The sequence below is a fragment of the Exiguobacterium sp. UBA3968 genome, assembly GCF_002385115.1.
Classification (GTDB): domain Bacteria; phylum Bacillota; class Bacilli; order Exiguobacteriales; family Exiguobacteriaceae; genus Exiguobacterium_A.
The window spans coordinates 48549-63868 of sequence record NZ_DGCW01000007.1; the positions used below are offsets into that span (position 1 = coordinate 48549).

15 protein-coding genes and 1 other annotated feature (1 of these 16 only partly in view) are annotated in these 15320 nt (G+C 46.5%); of the genes, 10 read left to right on the plus strand and 5 right to left on the minus strand.

The genetic code is table 11. The features are described from left to right. Positions 1–51, minus strand: a binding site (T-box leader); it reaches 169 nt to the left of the window's first position. Between the two features lie 129 nt (positions 52–180). Both B3S86_RS12985 and B3S86_RS12990 read left to right on the plus strand, forming a co-directional pair. Next, positions 181–1857 (plus strand): GGDEF domain-containing protein, encoded by a 1677-nt coding sequence (locus B3S86_RS12985; RefSeq protein WP_290753474.1) that lies wholly within the window; start codon positions 181–183, stop codon positions 1855–1857. A 15-nt stretch (positions 1858–1872) separates the two neighbouring features. Next, positions 1873–2655 (plus strand): alpha/beta hydrolase, encoded by a 783-nt coding sequence (locus B3S86_RS12990; protein WP_290753477.1) that lies wholly within the window; start codon positions 1873–1875, stop codon positions 2653–2655. A gap of 60 nt (positions 2656–2715) precedes the next feature. On the opposite strand, the gene B3S86_RS12995 is transcribed toward B3S86_RS12990, so the two are convergent. Next, on the minus strand, positions 2716–3630 hold the full coding sequence (locus tag B3S86_RS12995; protein WP_290753479.1) for a rhodanese-related sulfurtransferase: 915 nt from the start codon (positions 3628–3630) through the stop codon (positions 2716–2718). A 238-nt stretch (positions 3631–3868) separates the two neighbouring features. Here B3S86_RS12995 and B3S86_RS13000 point away from each other — a divergent pair, with 238 nt between their 5' ends. From B3S86_RS13000 to B3S86_RS13015, 4 genes are all read left to right on the plus strand, one after another. Continuing rightward, a complete protein-coding gene (locus B3S86_RS13000; RefSeq protein ID WP_290753481.1) occupies positions 3869–4516 on the plus strand; it encodes a TVP38/TMEM64 family protein in 648 nt (215 codons plus the stop codon). Between the two features lie 264 nt (positions 4517–4780). After that, positions 4781–5107: a DUF485 domain-containing protein gene (locus B3S86_RS13005; RefSeq protein ID WP_056059859.1), complete on the plus strand. Its 327-nt coding sequence runs from the start codon at positions 4781–4783 to the stop codon at positions 5105–5107. After that, positions 5104–6660, plus strand: a complete 1557-nt coding sequence (locus B3S86_RS13010; protein WP_035412105.1) for a solute symporter family protein — start codon at positions 5104–5106, stop codon at positions 6658–6660. The genes B3S86_RS13005 and B3S86_RS13010 overlap by 4 nt, the downstream gene beginning before the upstream one ends. Positions 6661–6774: 114 nt before the next feature. Further along, positions 6775–7632, plus strand: a complete 858-nt coding sequence (locus B3S86_RS13015) for a sulfite exporter TauE/SafE family protein (protein ID WP_290753485.1) — start codon at positions 6775–6777, stop codon at positions 7630–7632. Positions 7633–7689: 57 nt separating this feature from the next. Here the strand turns inward: B3S86_RS13015 and B3S86_RS13020 are convergent, their stop codons facing one another. Then, a complete protein-coding gene (locus B3S86_RS13020; protein WP_290753487.1) occupies positions 7690–9066 on the minus strand; it encodes an alanine/glycine:cation symporter family protein in 1377 nt (458 codons plus the stop codon). 145 nt (positions 9067–9211) lie between these two features. Here B3S86_RS13020 and B3S86_RS13025 point away from each other — a divergent pair, with 145 nt between their 5' ends. The 3 genes from B3S86_RS13025 to B3S86_RS13035 all read left to right on the plus strand — a co-directional run bounded on the left by B3S86_RS13025 (position 9212) and on the right by B3S86_RS13035 (position 12708). After that, the gene (locus B3S86_RS13025; protein WP_290753489.1) at positions 9212–10429 is read left to right on the plus strand and encodes a PucR family transcriptional regulator; all 1218 of its coding nucleotides are present in this window, start codon (positions 9212–9214) and stop codon (positions 10427–10429) included. A 121-nt stretch (positions 10430–10550) separates the two neighbouring features. After that, on the plus strand, positions 10551–11675 hold the full coding sequence (gene ald, locus B3S86_RS13030) for an alanine dehydrogenase (RefSeq protein ID WP_029342897.1): 1125 nt from the start codon (positions 10551–10553) through the stop codon (positions 11673–11675). A gap of 172 nt (positions 11676–11847) precedes the next feature. Then, the gene (locus B3S86_RS13035; RefSeq protein WP_290753492.1) at positions 11848–12708 is read left to right on the plus strand and encodes a tetratricopeptide repeat protein; all 861 of its coding nucleotides are present in this window, start codon (positions 11848–11850) and stop codon (positions 12706–12708) included. 3 nt (positions 12709–12711) lie between these two features. Here the strand turns inward: B3S86_RS13035 and B3S86_RS13040 are convergent, their stop codons facing one another. Continuing rightward, positions 12712–13359 carry a diacylglycerol/polyprenol kinase family protein gene (locus B3S86_RS13040; RefSeq protein WP_035412085.1) on the minus strand — a complete coding sequence of 216 codons (648 nt, stop codon included), beginning with the start codon at positions 13357–13359 and terminating at the stop codon, positions 12712–12714. A gap of 111 nt (positions 13360–13470) precedes the next feature. Here B3S86_RS13040 and B3S86_RS13045 point away from each other — a divergent pair, with 111 nt between their 5' ends. Further along, a complete protein-coding gene (locus B3S86_RS13045) occupies positions 13471–14094 on the plus strand; it encodes a DUF1836 domain-containing protein (RefSeq protein ID WP_035412080.1) in 624 nt (207 codons plus the stop codon). Between the two features lie 45 nt (positions 14095–14139). Here B3S86_RS13045 and B3S86_RS13050 read toward each other — a convergent pair whose 3' ends face one another. After that, positions 14140–14616 (minus strand): hypothetical protein, encoded by a 477-nt coding sequence (locus tag B3S86_RS13050; RefSeq protein WP_056059846.1) that lies wholly within the window; start codon positions 14614–14616, stop codon positions 14140–14142. A gap of 171 nt (positions 14617–14787) precedes the next feature. Further along, a complete protein-coding gene (locus tag B3S86_RS13055; protein WP_231496919.1) occupies positions 14788–15132 on the minus strand; it encodes a restriction endonuclease in 345 nt (114 codons plus the stop codon). Positions 15133–15320: the final 188 nt, after the last annotated feature.

Consider the following 15320-nt stretch of genomic DNA (forward strand, 5'->3'; position numbering starts at 1 on the left):
ATTCGCTAGTTGACGAAAATCAACCGTTACTCTCTTCATCATCGACTGTATTCGATATCTTTCACATTATACGCAATTCTTTCTTTTCTCTCAACCTTATTTTTTTGGTAAATGGCTTATCAAAATTTCCACAATTCGGGTATAGGAATAAAAGATACTTCTCAGGGGGAGGGATGTTTCATGCGCCACTACCAACAGGTAGCCCGGACGAGCTGGATCGTTTTCAGTCTCGTCGCCTTGACGTTATTAGTGATTGGCATCGTTCATCCACCTACCTTCCATCCTTCCATCTCCATCGTCAATACTCTTTATTTGTTTGGGCTCGTTCTCCTGTTTCAGTTCGATAATGTCCGTCGTGGCGGCATTTATTATACATTCCAAGAAGGAATCATCTTATTTTTATTCCTCAATTACGGTTTGACGTACGCTTTGATTTTAAGCCAAGTCGGTATTCTCGTCTTTCAATTCATGTCTCACCGAAAAGCGATTCGCTGGAAACGTTTCGCCTATCTCTACCCGATCAACGCCTTGTTTGATTTAGTCTACATCTCGCTTCCGGTATTTGCGTATGAAGCGCTCGGTGGACCGACCGGCTCAAACTTTACGTATACGAAAGCCCTGCTTCCCTTCATCGGCTTTTTGATCACTGTCTTCCTTGTCTCTTACTTCCAATGTCTGTTCGTCAATCGCTTCCTCTACTTGAAATACGATTGGCGACGTCTCGTGAAGTTGCAGTCCCTCGTTTATGGAATCAGCATGTTAAGTGCTCTACTTGGAATCTGGTTCTACGATGAAAGTCCGCTCGTCGCGGCTACAGTATCCGCCTTGATTCTCTTCTTGTTCAAACGTCTGTTGCAAGAACGTGGTGACTCCCTTGAAGCAAACGATAATGCCAAACGATTTGATGATGCGAAGGAACACTTGTTGATTTCCCGCTTCGAGCGCGAGACGATCGATTCGTTACTCCTCGATTTACCACATCTGTTGCCGTTTTCTGAAGGTTGGATCTCAATTCAACAACAGCGGAAACAAGTCATCTATAACATTCGGACGAAACAACCAATCGACGTGTTACCACTGTTTCATTCCTTGTCAGCTGACGATTTGCATACCCCAATCATCTATGGTCTGCGTTGCGACTGGGGAAACGATATTCAAATCGGATTGCCTGTCGATCGTCACTCGATGCTAGCGATTCCTTCGATTACGAGCGGAGAGGTCGATGTTTCGATCATCCTGTTCCATCAAGTCGCAGACGCCTATGATGTGACAAATGCTGACGAATTATCTCGTTTGCTTCGTACCTTTTGTCGCGTCTTAGAACGCTCACGTGAAACGGTCCAACTCTATACGGAAAGTCGGACCGATGCTTTGACCGAATTACCGAATAGCCGTGCTTTTTATGAACACGGTCGGCAGGAATTTGCCGCTGACTCCTACCCGCTCTCCGTAATTCTGTTCGATATCGATCATTTCAAACGTGTCAATGATACGTACGGTCATAAAGTAGGTGATCTCGTCCTTCGTGAACTCGGCCGACGTATCCAGGCGATCCAATTGCAACATGATGATGTCTTTGCTGCTCGTTATGGTGGGGAGGAATTCGTGCTTCTGTTGCGAAATGGTAGTCAAGAGGCTGCTATTCAGATTGCCGAGACGGTCCGCCATGCGGTCATGGATCGTCCCTTCCTCGTCGATGGTCACCGACTGTCCTTAACCGTCAGCCTCGGAATTGATACAGTGGATGAAAGATATCAACGGACGTTCGAAGAATCGTTACGTCAAGCCGACCATGCACTCTATGTCGGCGGAAAACACAACGGACGCAATTGTACCGCGCATTATGCAAACCTTTGAAAGGTCGTGACTCTATTGTCGATTACGGAAATTGAAATGACGCTACCGACATCACAAGCCCACCGGACGATTCGAATTCATCGTCCGCCCCATTTGGATCCTTCTGAAGCATTACCAGTAATTTATATGCATGATGGACAAAACGTCTTTAGTGGAGAAACCGCCTCGTTCGGAAAAGGCTGGGAGATTCATCTTGCACTACAACAGACACAGATTCCGGCAATGGTCGTCGCGATTGACAGTCCAGAAGATAGAATGGATCGGTACGATGACTATGCTCCTTGGAGTGACGAAGCCTTATTGATGCGGAGCGCCTATCCTTCGCATCGGACGTCAATTGGTGGCAACGGTAAGGTCTATATGGACTGGATCATCCGCGAGTTAAAACCATACATTGATGCCAACTATGCGACACGCCCTGATGATACGACAATGATCGGCAGTTCGATGGGTGGCGTCATCTCGCTATATGGATTATTCGCGTATCCGGAAGTCATCACGCGCGTCGCTGCCTTATCGACTGCCGGATGGGCAAACTTCTCCTCACTCCTTGAATTCATAGAGCGAAGCCCGTCTCTGTCTGCAACGCATCGCTGTTATATGGACGTCGGCACAAAAGAAGTGAGTGGTCCGATGACCGAGACGGATTATTTACACACGAATGATGTCTTAGCGCGAGCGGTTGAACAGAAACTCACTCAAAGTCGCTATACGATCATTCCGGAAGCAATCCATCATGAAACGGCCTGGGCCAAACGTTTGCCAGATATTTTACGTTACTTGTTCCCGTCCTCTTGAATACACAAAAAAAGCCGGACGGTTTCTATTAAAGAAATCATCCGGCTTTTTACGCGTGCCTTATACTAATTCTTCTTGTTGCTCTTTTTCATAACGGTTGCGCGGATGCTCCCGGCATTCATCGGAACACGAACGCATGACTTTTGGTTCGCATTCTTCACAGCAGAAGTGCTGTCGATTACATTCCGGGTTTGCACAATTAACATAGCGCGTCTCCGGTTTTCCGCAGTAGTAACATTCTGAGACGACAGACGGATTGACGGTATTGACAGGAACTTGTACACGCTCATCAAAGACGTATAGTTCACCTTCCCAGTCTTCTCCTTGTGTCTGTTCATCTTTTCCATACATGACGACTCCGCCTTTCAGGTGGAAGATATCATCACTCTGTTGCCGTTTACGGAAGTACGCCGTGAATTTCTCACAACGAACGCCACCCGTACAGTATGTGAGAACCTTTTTCCCTTCAAACAAATGCTCGTTCTCGTCTAGCCATTCAGGGAATTCCCGTGAAGCATCGACATCGACTTTTACGGCATTCTTGAAGTGTCCGAGGTCGTATTCGTAGTTGTTGCGTACATCGAGAATGACGACGTCATCTTGTTTCATCATTTCTTTCCACTCTGCTGGTTCAAGATACGCAGCGTGTTCTTCTGGTACGTTGAATTCGTCCTCAAAACGCCATGTGACGAGTTCTTTTTTGTAACGGACGAACGTCTTTTTGAAGGCATGCTCTTCAACTTCATCAATTTTGAATTCGATGTCAGCGAATCGTGGATCCGCCGTCAAGTCCTTCATGTATTGTTCCGTTTGTTCGACCGTTCCAGAGAGTGTGCCGTTGATTCCTTCTGGTGCAATCAAAATCCGACCTTTGATACCGAGCTCTTTACAGTAAGCAAGATGCTCTTTCGTTAGCTGTTCCGCATTTTCAATTGGAACATACTTATAAAATAATAGTACGCGATAAGGTTTCATATTCCTCATTAGCCCCCATGTCAGTTTTTTGCAGTAAAACGAACGTTGGCAAACGAAGCGTCTAGCTATTGACTAGCTGGGAACGCCTGCAAAACGCACCCATTTAAGTATAATACCAACTCCCTTTCGAATGTACAATCTACAATTCCTGAATCCCTTTCAAGGAATTTCATTCCCTTTCTGAATCAGAAAGAGGTAAAATAAAACACAGTAGTACATCTCGCAAGGAGGATTCCGAATGCTCCATACACTTCGTAACTGGATCGAGCAGATGATTTTCTTTCTCCAAGACTTACCTGGAGGAGCTGCCACCGGTTTGATTGCCCCGTTTCTTGAGTCTCTATTTCCTTTCCTACCACTCGTCCTGATCATTTCCGCGAATGCGGCAACTTATGGTTTTGGTATGGGTGTTCTCGTATCATGGGTCGGGAGCATGCTTGGATCACTCGTCGTCTTCGCTTGTATTCGATATCTATTTCGTCGTCCGGTCACGCGTTGGCTTGAAAAACACCATGCCGCGCAACAGTGGATTGAACGTGTTCGTCACATGAGTCCCATCTCACTCGGATTCTTTTTTTCGCTTCCATTCATGCCTGCGTTCATCATCACGTCCATTTCTGCCATGATTCAACTATCGCTGCGGACGTATTTGATCGCTGCTGGTGCCGGGCGTCTGATCGTCGTCATCATCTTCTCGCTAATCGGAAAGGAATGGTCCACGTTCCTCGAACGTCCGATGCGTCTCGTCCTTCTATTTTTGATTTTACTCGCCATCTGGGGAGTTAGTCGCGGGACGGAAGAATGGTTGAAGCGTCGTGCCCTTTCAAAACGTGCGGATCATTTACGAGAAATCGAAGATAAGATCGAACGTCCATCTGAAAAATGACTCAAGCCTGTCTATGATTCCATAGACAGGCTTTTTAAGCTGTTCTCATTTTTCTAGGGACTAGGTCTTTTGAATCATTTTATAAAGTGATTAATATATAAAAATAACGTTCAAACAATGTTCAATATTGAAAACGCTTACATTAAATTGGTATGACCAATATTAATATAATAATGATTTTTTCTTCTTAAAAATTAGGATAGCTTTTCCAGAAACGACATCCTTATAATGAATTTACATTCATTCCTTAAAGGAGGCGTCCTCATGCATCAAGTGTCCGAAGTTCAAAAAAATGAAGCGACTCAATCTGCTCCAGCAATCGTCGAGAGTGCTACCTTTCAACAATTGATGCGCCAAAAGAACGGCTTCATTCTTCCAGCTATTAGTTTTTGCCTTATTTTTTATTTTGCGCTTCCGATTTTGACAAGTTACTTCACGATTTTGAATGAGCCAGTATTCGGTGATATTACAGGAGCTTGGGTATTCGCATTTGCCCAGTTCATCATGACGTGGACGTTCTGCATGATGTATAGCAAAAAAGCACGTGCCTTTGATCGACTCGTCGAACAGATCAAGGAGGAGTCGAAATGAATTATACTGCCGTTGCCCTATTCGCAGCGATCGTCGGTTTGACGCTCGTCATTACATACTTTGCTGCCCGTAAAACAAAAACAGCTAACGACTTTTATACAGCGGACGGCGGACTCACTGGTGCACAAAACGGGATGGCGATTGCCGGCGACTACATGTCAGCCGCCTCGTTCCTCGGAATTGCCGGGATGATCGCTTTAGCCGGATTCGACGGATTCTTTTACTCGATCGGCTTCCTCGTTGCTTATCTTGTTGTCTTGTACCTCGTTGCCGAACCACTTCGGAACCTCGGAAAATACACGATGGCTGATATGATTGCCGCTCGTTTTAACGCCTCAAAAGTTCGTGGAGTCGCTGCCATGAACTCGATCGCGATCTCGATTTTTTACATGATCGCGCAACTCGTCGGTGCAGGTGCCTTGATTGAATTGTTGTTAGGAATTCCTTATACGACGAGTGTCATCATCGTCGGTATCTTAATGACGGTCTACGTCGTCTTCGGTGGTATGACTGCGACTTCGTGGGTTCAAATCATCAAAGCGATTCTCTTGATGGCAGGAACAGCCGTCATCTCGTTCATGGTCTTCGCGAAGTTCGATTTCTCGATCTTCAAGATGTTTTCAGAAGTGAAACAAGCCACGCCGCTCGGGGATTCATTCTTGAATCCTGGAAACAAATTTAAGTTACCACTCGATACGATTTCGCTCAATCTCGCGCTCGTTCTTGGAACAGCTGGATTACCACATATCTTAATTCGTTTCTTTACTGTTAAGGATGCTCCGACAGCTCGTAAATCCGTCGTGTACGCGACATGGATCATTGGTGTCTTTTATATCTTGACGATTTTCCTCGGCTTTGGTGCTGCTGCTTTCGTTGGTTCTGAAGATATCATCGCTGCTAATGCTGCTGGTAACATGGCTGCGCCACTTCTCGCTAAAGCACTTGGTGGCGATTTACTCTTTGCCTTCGTCGCTGCGGTCGCTTTTGCGACAATCCTCGCTGTTGTTGCAGGACTCGTCTTATCCGCTGCGTCTGCCTTTGCTCATGATTTTTATAGTCATATTCTACGCAAAGGGCAAGCAACTGAAAAAGAACAGATGACGGCAGCACGACTTGCTTCCATCGCTGTCGCCTTGATTTCGATGGTACTGGCATTGTTCGCACAATCGATGAACGTCGCGTTCCTCGTATCGCTTGCCTTCGCTGTCGCGGCAAGTGCCAACTTGCCAGTCATTCTCTTGACGATCTTCTGGCGCCGTTTCAATACTGGCGGAGCTGTCACAGGTATGGTCGTCGGGTTATTCTCTTCACTGATTCTCGTCGCACTCAGTCCAAACCTTTGGGCAGTCGACGGTTCAGCCTTGTTCGTCGGGGAAGCCCTCTTCCCGCTGACGAATCCAGGAATCGTCTCCATCCCGCTTGGTTTCCTCGGAGCTATCGTCGGGACATTGTTGACGAAATCGAACGAGGTTGCCGGTAACTTCGAACGTATCTTAGTCAAGGCCAATACCGGTATCGATGCAGCAACGGAAGTCGCCGCGTCAAAAGAATAATTTCCCCTTAACGGCTCCTTCAACCCCCTTGAAGGAGCCGTCCCCTTTTACATTCTTCTCATTCATTGCCATACTAAGTGAATAATAGAGAAGAAAAGGAAAGGAAGACTGTACATGGATCTCGCTTTTTATTATTTCTTAATCCTCGGATTTTTCATTGGAATCATTTCCGGATTTTTCGGAATCGGTGGCGGTATCATCTTGACGCCCCTGTTACTCATTTTAGGATATGCTCCGAGTGTCGCGATCGCGACGAGTCTTATGCTGACACTTGGATCTACCGTTTCAGGAACGATCTCTCACTTACGTCTTAAAAATGTCGTCTGGCGCGATAGTCTCGTCGTCGGTGGCGTCGGAATCATCGGTTCGACGATCGCGACACCACTCGTTCTTCGTCTAGAGGCAGTCAATGGTGCTCATCTCGTCATCTCAATCGTTTATATCGGTCTCTTACTCTACTTCGCGAATAAATTCTTACGTCCGAAATCAACAATGGGTGAACAGACGGGGTGGAAAAATCGATATCTCGCTCTTGCCTTCACTGGTTTGTTCGCCGGATTCATTTCTTCATTACTTGGTGTCAGCGGTGGCTTCATCATCACCCCGTTACTCGTCGGGATCGTTGGCTATGAGTTGAAACGTGCGGTCGGAACGAGTATTGCTTCCGCGTTGCTGATTGTCCTATCGGGACTTGTCAATTACACGGTCGCAAGTACGAACATCGATATCCTGGTCGGAATCATGCTGATCGTCGGTGCCTTGCTCGGAGCACCGATTGGCGCGAAGCAATTGACGCACTTCGAAAGCCCATTCGTCAAAAAGTACCTCGGTATCTTCTATTTGACGGTTGCGATCAGTGTTTTACTCGAGGTCATCGGCTGGAACGTCGCTTCACTCTCTGTCCTCGTTGCGCTGAGTTTGATTTTCTTACTGACACTCCTCATCTACAGTCGTCGTCGGACGAATGGATGAATCGTCTCATCATAAAAGCCGTGGTGCCTGTTTAAAGGCATCACGGCTTTTATTCGTTTAAGCGACTCGTTTATGACCCGCCCGTTCGTAATTCCTCGTTTGTTCAATGACCAAGTGCGACAAGAACAGCATCCCGATCAAGTTCGGAATCATCATCAATCCATTTGCGATATCTGCGACGAGCCACAACGGTTCTAATTGCGCGACGGCACCATAACAGGCTGCGAGTGCAAAGAATACACGGTATCCTTCGTTGAAACGTGTCGTACCGCTCAAGTACTCCAAGCACTTCTCTCCATAGACATACCAACCGATGATCGTCGAATAACCGAAGAAGAAGACGGAGAATGCGACAGTCCATTCTCCAAATGATCCAAGGACGCTCGCAAAGGCGGTTGCTGTCAGTGCTGCCCCGGAAAGATTCGCATCATGCGTCATACCTGAATGTAGTCCGCCTGACGGATCCCAAAAGCCTGTCGTCAGAAGGACGAGTGCCGTCATCGTACAAACGATCAAGGTCACGATGAAGGTACTCGTCATCGAAATCAATCCTTGTTCGACCGGACGCTCACTTTTCGCAGATCCGGCAATCAATGCTGCTGTCCCAAGTCCTGCTTCGTTCGTGAAAATACCACGTGCTACACCGACTTGCATCGCCATCATGATCGATACACCGGTGAAGGCTCCTGCAGGCGCAAGCGGCTGGAGGGCGTACTCAAAGATTAAACCAAAGGCTGGTAGAATCTGATCCGCCTTCAATATTAAAAGGATACAAGCGGCACCGATATAAAGTAAGCTCATGATCGGAACAAAGATCGTCGAGATCGCACTGACGCGTTCAAGTCCACCACGAATCGATACATAGACCGCCAGCGCGAGCAGAATGCCGAAGAGTAGAAGCGGTACATGAAACGATTGCTCAAGCACCGTTGCCATCGCATTCGCTTGCACGGTGTTCCCGACACCAAATGATGCAATCAAACCAAATGCCGCAAACAAGATGGCGAGGAATTTAAATTTTGCACCTAGTCCCTTTTCGATATAATACATCGGTCCACTGACAGCTTCGCCGCGTTCATTTCGACTTCTAAAAAGAATCGCAAGAAGACTTTCCGCATATTTCGTCGCCATTCCGATCAAACCGATGATCCACATCCAAAAGACTGCACCCGATCCGCCCATCGTCAAGGCGACCGCGATTCCCGCGATGTTTCCGTTCCCGATCGTCGCTGCAAGAGACGTCATTAACATCTGAAAGCTACTAATTTCCCCTTCACCCTGTCCTGATTTTTGAACAGACAATTGAAACGCTTGTTTCAAGCGACGAAACTGAAGACCACGTAAACGAATCGTAAAGTACACTCCCGTTCCTACTAACAACACCATGCTTGGAATTCCCCAGACCCAAGCAGATATCAGACGTAACACATCCATGCCATTTCATCCTCTCTCTTTTTTCCGAGGCTTACCGTAGCATGGAGTTGTGTTTTCATACAATACGAAAGAATACTTTTTGTGATTTTACACAACAGAAGCTATACTAAAGATACTGAACGAGAGAGAAAGAAGGGATTCCTCCATGTTAGAAGCTTCATACCATTCGTTAGACGATTTAGCGGAAGCGATCGGTATCGCCTTAAATGCGCCGATTACGATTGAAGATCGTAATCACCGTCTCCTTGCCTATAGTACGCATACTGCTGACACGGACCCTGCTCGTGTCGCAACGATCATTGGTCGCCGGGTACCGGAATCGGTCATCGACCAACTCTGGAAAGACGAAGTCATCCAGAGTCTCGCTACTCAAGACGATCCGCTCATCATTTCTGCGCGCACGGATGTTGGACTGAATGACCGCGTCGCCATTGCCATCAAACAAGATTCAGAAATTCTCGGCTACATTTGGTCGATTGCTCGCAGTACCCCGTTCACTCCATCAGAACTAGCAGATTTAAAGAAAGGAGCTCTGCTTGCTCAACGTCAATTACTAGCGATCGACATGCAGAAAAAACGGAAGGAAGAGCAGACGGAACAATTCTTCTTTGAGTTATTACATGAAGAACTATCCGAGTCGGAGATCCTGAAGATGTTTTCTAAGCTCCATGTCGCACCCCCTGGCATTAGTCGTTTGACGGTCATCCGTTTTTCAGAAGCAATCACACCACGACTTGCGGATCGTCTGCGCTATTTATTGACGATCCAACAGACGGTTCGTCCATTACTTTACGCATATGATGAAACAGATTTTATCTTGTGGATCAGCACAAACGACCGCGACGCAGAACAAGAGCGTCTACAGTTTGACGCCTTCATTCAGTCCTTCCGTCAATTGCTCGCGGAGCGGTTTGATTATACGGATTTCGTTGCGGCAAGTAGTGAAGTCTTCACGGGCGTCCAAGCGCTTCCGGAGCGTTACGAAGAGGCGGGTATCGTCTTACGTTTGAAAGATGCCTTTCCATTCGAACTGAAGAACGTGACGCGTTACGAACGTCTCGGCTTGTTTCAGCTCTTGCCAATTTTTTCAGAACGTTTGCGACGACGAACGGTTCGTCTCGAAGAAATCGAGCGATTGCGTGCTTACGATGTGAAACATGCCTCCTCTTTATGTGAGACGCTAGAATGGTTTCTTCATTATGATGGGAACGTCAAGCAAGTCGCTTCCCATCTCCATGTTCATCCGAATACGATCCTATATCGGATGCGACGGATCGAGGAGGAAGCTGGTATCCGGATGGAATCACTACCCGAACGTTCCTTACTTTATTTGTACCTAAAAGCAGACCGATATCCTTTGTGATTTTACACAAAGGATATCGGTTATTTTTGAAAACGCCGATAAAGTAGAGCGCTTTCATCTCTCGTATAATGAAGAAGAAGAGAAATTGATTTGTTTATTTGCGAAAGGGGATCGCGTTCACATGATCATTGGAGTATTAAAGGAAATCAAAAACAACGAAAACCGTGTTGCATTAACACCTGCCGGGGTAGCAGCGTTACATGCACAAGGACATCGTGTCATCATTGAATCGATGGCAGGCATGGGGAGTGGCTTCACGAACGAGGAGTACGTCAAAGCTGGTGCTGAAATCATCGCGACTGCTGCTGAAGTCTGGGCAACAGCCGAACTGGCTTTAAAAGTCAAAGAGCCAATCGCTTCAGAGTACCAATATTTCCGTCCAGACCTGACATTATTCACGTATCTCCATCTAGCTGCTGAGCCAGAACTGACACGTGCACTCGTTGATTCGAACATCACAGCAATCGCTTATGAGACAGTCGAGAAGAACCGCACACTTCCATTATTAACACCAATGAGTGAAGTCGCCGGTCGTATGGCATCACAAATCGGTGCACAGTTCTTGGAAAAACCACACGGTGGTATGGGCATCCTGCTTGCAGGTGTCCCTGGGGTTCGTCGTGGAAAAGTAACAGTCATCGGTGGCGGTGTCGTCGGAACAAATGCTGCGAAACTCGCTGTCGGTCTTGGTGCAGATGTTACGATCATTGATGTTAGTCCAGAACGCCTTCGCCAGTTAGATGATATCTTTGGTAACTCGATCAATACATTGATCTCAAACCCGTACACGATTGCTGAAGCGGTCGCTGAAAGTGATCTCGTCATCGGTGCTGTCTTGATTCCAGGTGCAAAAGCACCGAAGCTCGTCACTGCCGACATGGTCAAACGGATGAAGCCAGGTGCTGTCATCGTTGACGTTGCCATCGACCAAGGTGGAATCTTTGAGACGGTTGACCGCATCTCGACGCATGATGATCCAACGTACGAAAAATTCGGTGTCGTTCATTACGCGGTCGCGAACATGCCGGGTGCCGTTCCACGTACGTCTACCCTGGCATTGACGAACGCAACGCTTCCGTATGTCCTTGAACTCGCGAATAAAGGCACACATCGTGCGCTTGCTGAAAACGATGCTCTCGAAAAAGGATTGAATGTCGCGCAAGGCTTCGTCACGTATGAAGCGGTCGCACGCGATCTCGGATACACGTACAAATCCGTTGAAGATGTACTTCACTTACACGCATAATTTCGAAAGTAAAAATAGCCGATGCTTCCTTTTCTAGGAATGATCGGCTATTTTTTATGAAAAGAAGAAATTGCGGACGAATCTCTTCATTATTTCTTGAGGCACCACTCGGCTTGTCATATGATGAAAATGAAAATATATGATTTTGAACTAATAGAGGGGATTTCATTACATGACACAAACCGTAACCGCTCATTCTCACGAACTTCAGAGCCATGTCGCTGAAGTTGCGTTACTCGAAGCACTGACATCTGATACAGAAGAGAACGTACGTATTGCCGCAACCGAGCGCTTACGTGTTCTTGTTCCATCCCATCCATTGCTCAACATTGCTACAGCCCATTCCCTTTATTTTAAGAACGAACTCACTCAAGCGCGTCGACTTATTGAAGAGACGCACCAGCAAATCGGCGAGCATGTGCAAGGATACATTCTTCTCGGTATCATCAGTGAAGAGGAAGGATATATGCACGAAGCAGAACAGTTTTTCCTTTCAGCCATCACACGTTTCCCGGAAGAACCGGCAGGACATCGTTCTCTTGCCGTCCATTACAATCATCGACAATTTTATGGAGAATCAGCCGTCCATGCGTTTACATATTTAAAGAAAGTTGGCGCATCTGGAATCGATACGCTGATGGCTATTGATTCCATCCAACAACTAGACGGTCATTCGATCGATATGTTGGAAACACTCTATGCGTTAATCATCGGGATATCTCATCTCGATAAAACGGCTGTCTTTCATGCGACTGCTTCTGCTAATCAAGGTATTCAATACGAGATGCTACATGCTACATTGAGCGAAGACAGCGACGATACACTCTACGCTAAACTCGACGAACGCATTTCCAATATGCTCGAGCACGGCTTGTACGCAGCTGTTTATGACGATTCCGAAGAAAAAATCTATCGCTATGTTTTCCGTGATATGTGTCGAGATATGACCATCCGTCATGCAGGATGGCGTGCGTACCCAGACTATATTCGACTACGTTTTCTCTATTTCAAACAATTGTTGTTACGCGACTGAAAGTCAAAAAGCAAACGCAACGAGTGCCGCGATCGTCCATGGCAAGATTAAGTTGTCGAGATCGCGATATGAGATTGCTTCGATTAAGGCTGCGATGTTTGCAAGCAAGAAGCCGTAACTGACAGCGAGCCAAATCGGTTGTCCATAAAATAAGAACGTTACAGTCAAAACAAGGAATGACGCTAAAAACAAAGCGATACTTCCTTCAAAGGAACGTTTCGTCTCACCGCGGACGTAAAACGTCTTCCCGAAGCGTTTTCCGACGAGTGCCGCGAGACCATCTCCCCAAGCGAGCACCATGCTTCCCGCAACGAGTGCCATCGGTTGTCGTTCGAAGAAGAATAGGACGAGTCCTGCCAATGCGAGCGGATAATAGACCGTTCCATAAGAAGGACGGTCGACGCCATGCATCTGTCCAATTCCTTTTCGTAATGTCAACAGATTGACGAGAGCAAAGAAAAGTAATGGTACGATCGCGATGTACCAGTGATCAAGCCATAGCAGCGCAAGAAATACCCAGTGACCGACAGCGACATGAATCCATTTCCGAACCGTCTCGGGAGAAAAACCGAAACGGCGTCCAACGAATTCAAGAATGACGAGAATGAAGCCAACGATTCCAATCGTGCCAATGGCAGCAAACCATTCCATCGTGATTCCCCCTTTCCTATTATTGTACGTTGTTTTAGTTGCCATTTGCCCTATTGAACCTTCATTTGATAACATAAGGTCAAATGACGTCCTAGAGAGGAAGTTTTGGAAATGTATGATGCTCAAGCAGTCCAAACATTATCAAGTTGTCTGCAACGCCTGAACGAGGGGAAAGGAATCGAACCCCTCGTCGCAATAGAAGGAACGGAATTGCCAAAGGTCATCAATCGCCTGAAACAATTCGATCCATTAAAAAATGGTTTATCGATCAATGAAATCGTTCATTTGGCAAATGCTCTAATCGGAGAACACATGTCAGCGACGACGATCCAGAACTGGACGAAACGTGAAGTTCGGGACATCATCGGCGTACCGCACCGTGGGAAAAAATACTCGATCAATCAAGCCGCCATCATCTACCTGTTGGATGATTTAAAACACCTCTTCTCGTTAGAAGAAACACGGGAACTGCTGACGATCGTCTTCCAGAACCCAAATATCGATGAGGATGATTTAATCAGCCCTCTTAATTTTTATCTCGTCTATACGCAGCACGCGGAGACAAGTGGACCGATCGAATTAACGGAGAAGCGTCTCAAACGCTCGCTCGAGCGGATTAACGCCTACCGCCCTGAAACTGTTCATGTCTTACAACTCTGCCTCTACGCCCGTCGTGTGTCGCATTTGACACACGAAGCCAAACAACGCCTCCATCATGTCCTGCAAACGACATGATGAAAAAAAGATGCCATCCATGTCATGGAAGGCATCTTTTTTTATTTAAACAGCTGTCAGTGATTTATAGTGGACGTTGTTCGTCAGACTTTTCAGGACAGAGAGTAGTTCGTACATCGAGAGCTTGTCAGCATCCTTGACAAGACGGTATTCATCACCGTCCTGCAATAATTCCGCAACGACTTCTCCGGCTGCACTCCGTACGGAGAATTTTCCTTTTGTCAGGTCGAAGGAAATCGTGAACGTACCACGCTCATATACGTTGTACTCACATTTCTTCGAGAAGAGCGAAAACTTCTCGCGCATTTGACCTACCTCTTGTCCATCATGGTTCATCACGACCCATTTCTTACATGTCGGAATGAACTTACCAAACGCTACCCCTCTACCTTCACCATTCATTACTTGAACACGACCGCTTTCGTCGTGTTGAACCGCACCGATCATTTGGTGCGCTTCATCATAAATCGCGGCATGACCTTGCGAAAAAACGCAACCCTGCACATAGACAACTTTGCGCAACAGAAATTCTCCTCTCACTGCTAAAACGTGCTGGTTTTTCGTCCCCAGTTTATTTAGACATCCTGTATAGTTTAACTTTCTTTATCTGTATGATATTTCGTTAACGAAAATGATTATTGCACCGTTTCTTCAAATTGACAACCCCCTTTTGTCGACAATCATTCGACAAGTTCAATGCAGGTTCATCTCCTTTGCAAATGCGAGCAATTCTTCCCGATCGATGAGGCGAACTTGATTCGGTTCTGCCAGTTGATACGCGGCTTCTGTAAAGGTCGAATTCGTAACGACCCATCCCTCGTCCATTTCGTAGAATGGAACCGAGGCAGCGACCTGTTGAACCGCTTCGAGCCCTACAGCCGCACTGTATCGCTTCGCCTGGATGGCAATCTTATACCCTCGTTCATCCTCTATCAACAAATCTGCTCCGAAGTCGCGTGAGGCAGGTGTCAACTCGACCCGATATCCTGCTGTTTCAAATAAATCGGCAAGCCATTCTTCAAATTCTCGTCCTTCCATTCGATCGAGTCTTTTTTCAAGCGACGGCGTTAAAACGGACAAAAGAAGAAAAAGGATACACCCTACTATACTGATGATTAAGATTAAAGGTTCCCAAGAACTCGAAAAAAAATAAGTTCCGAAAATTCCTATCATGGCAAACAAAGCTGCTAGTAACAATCGTTTTCTTTTTAATTGTTTCATCCTAC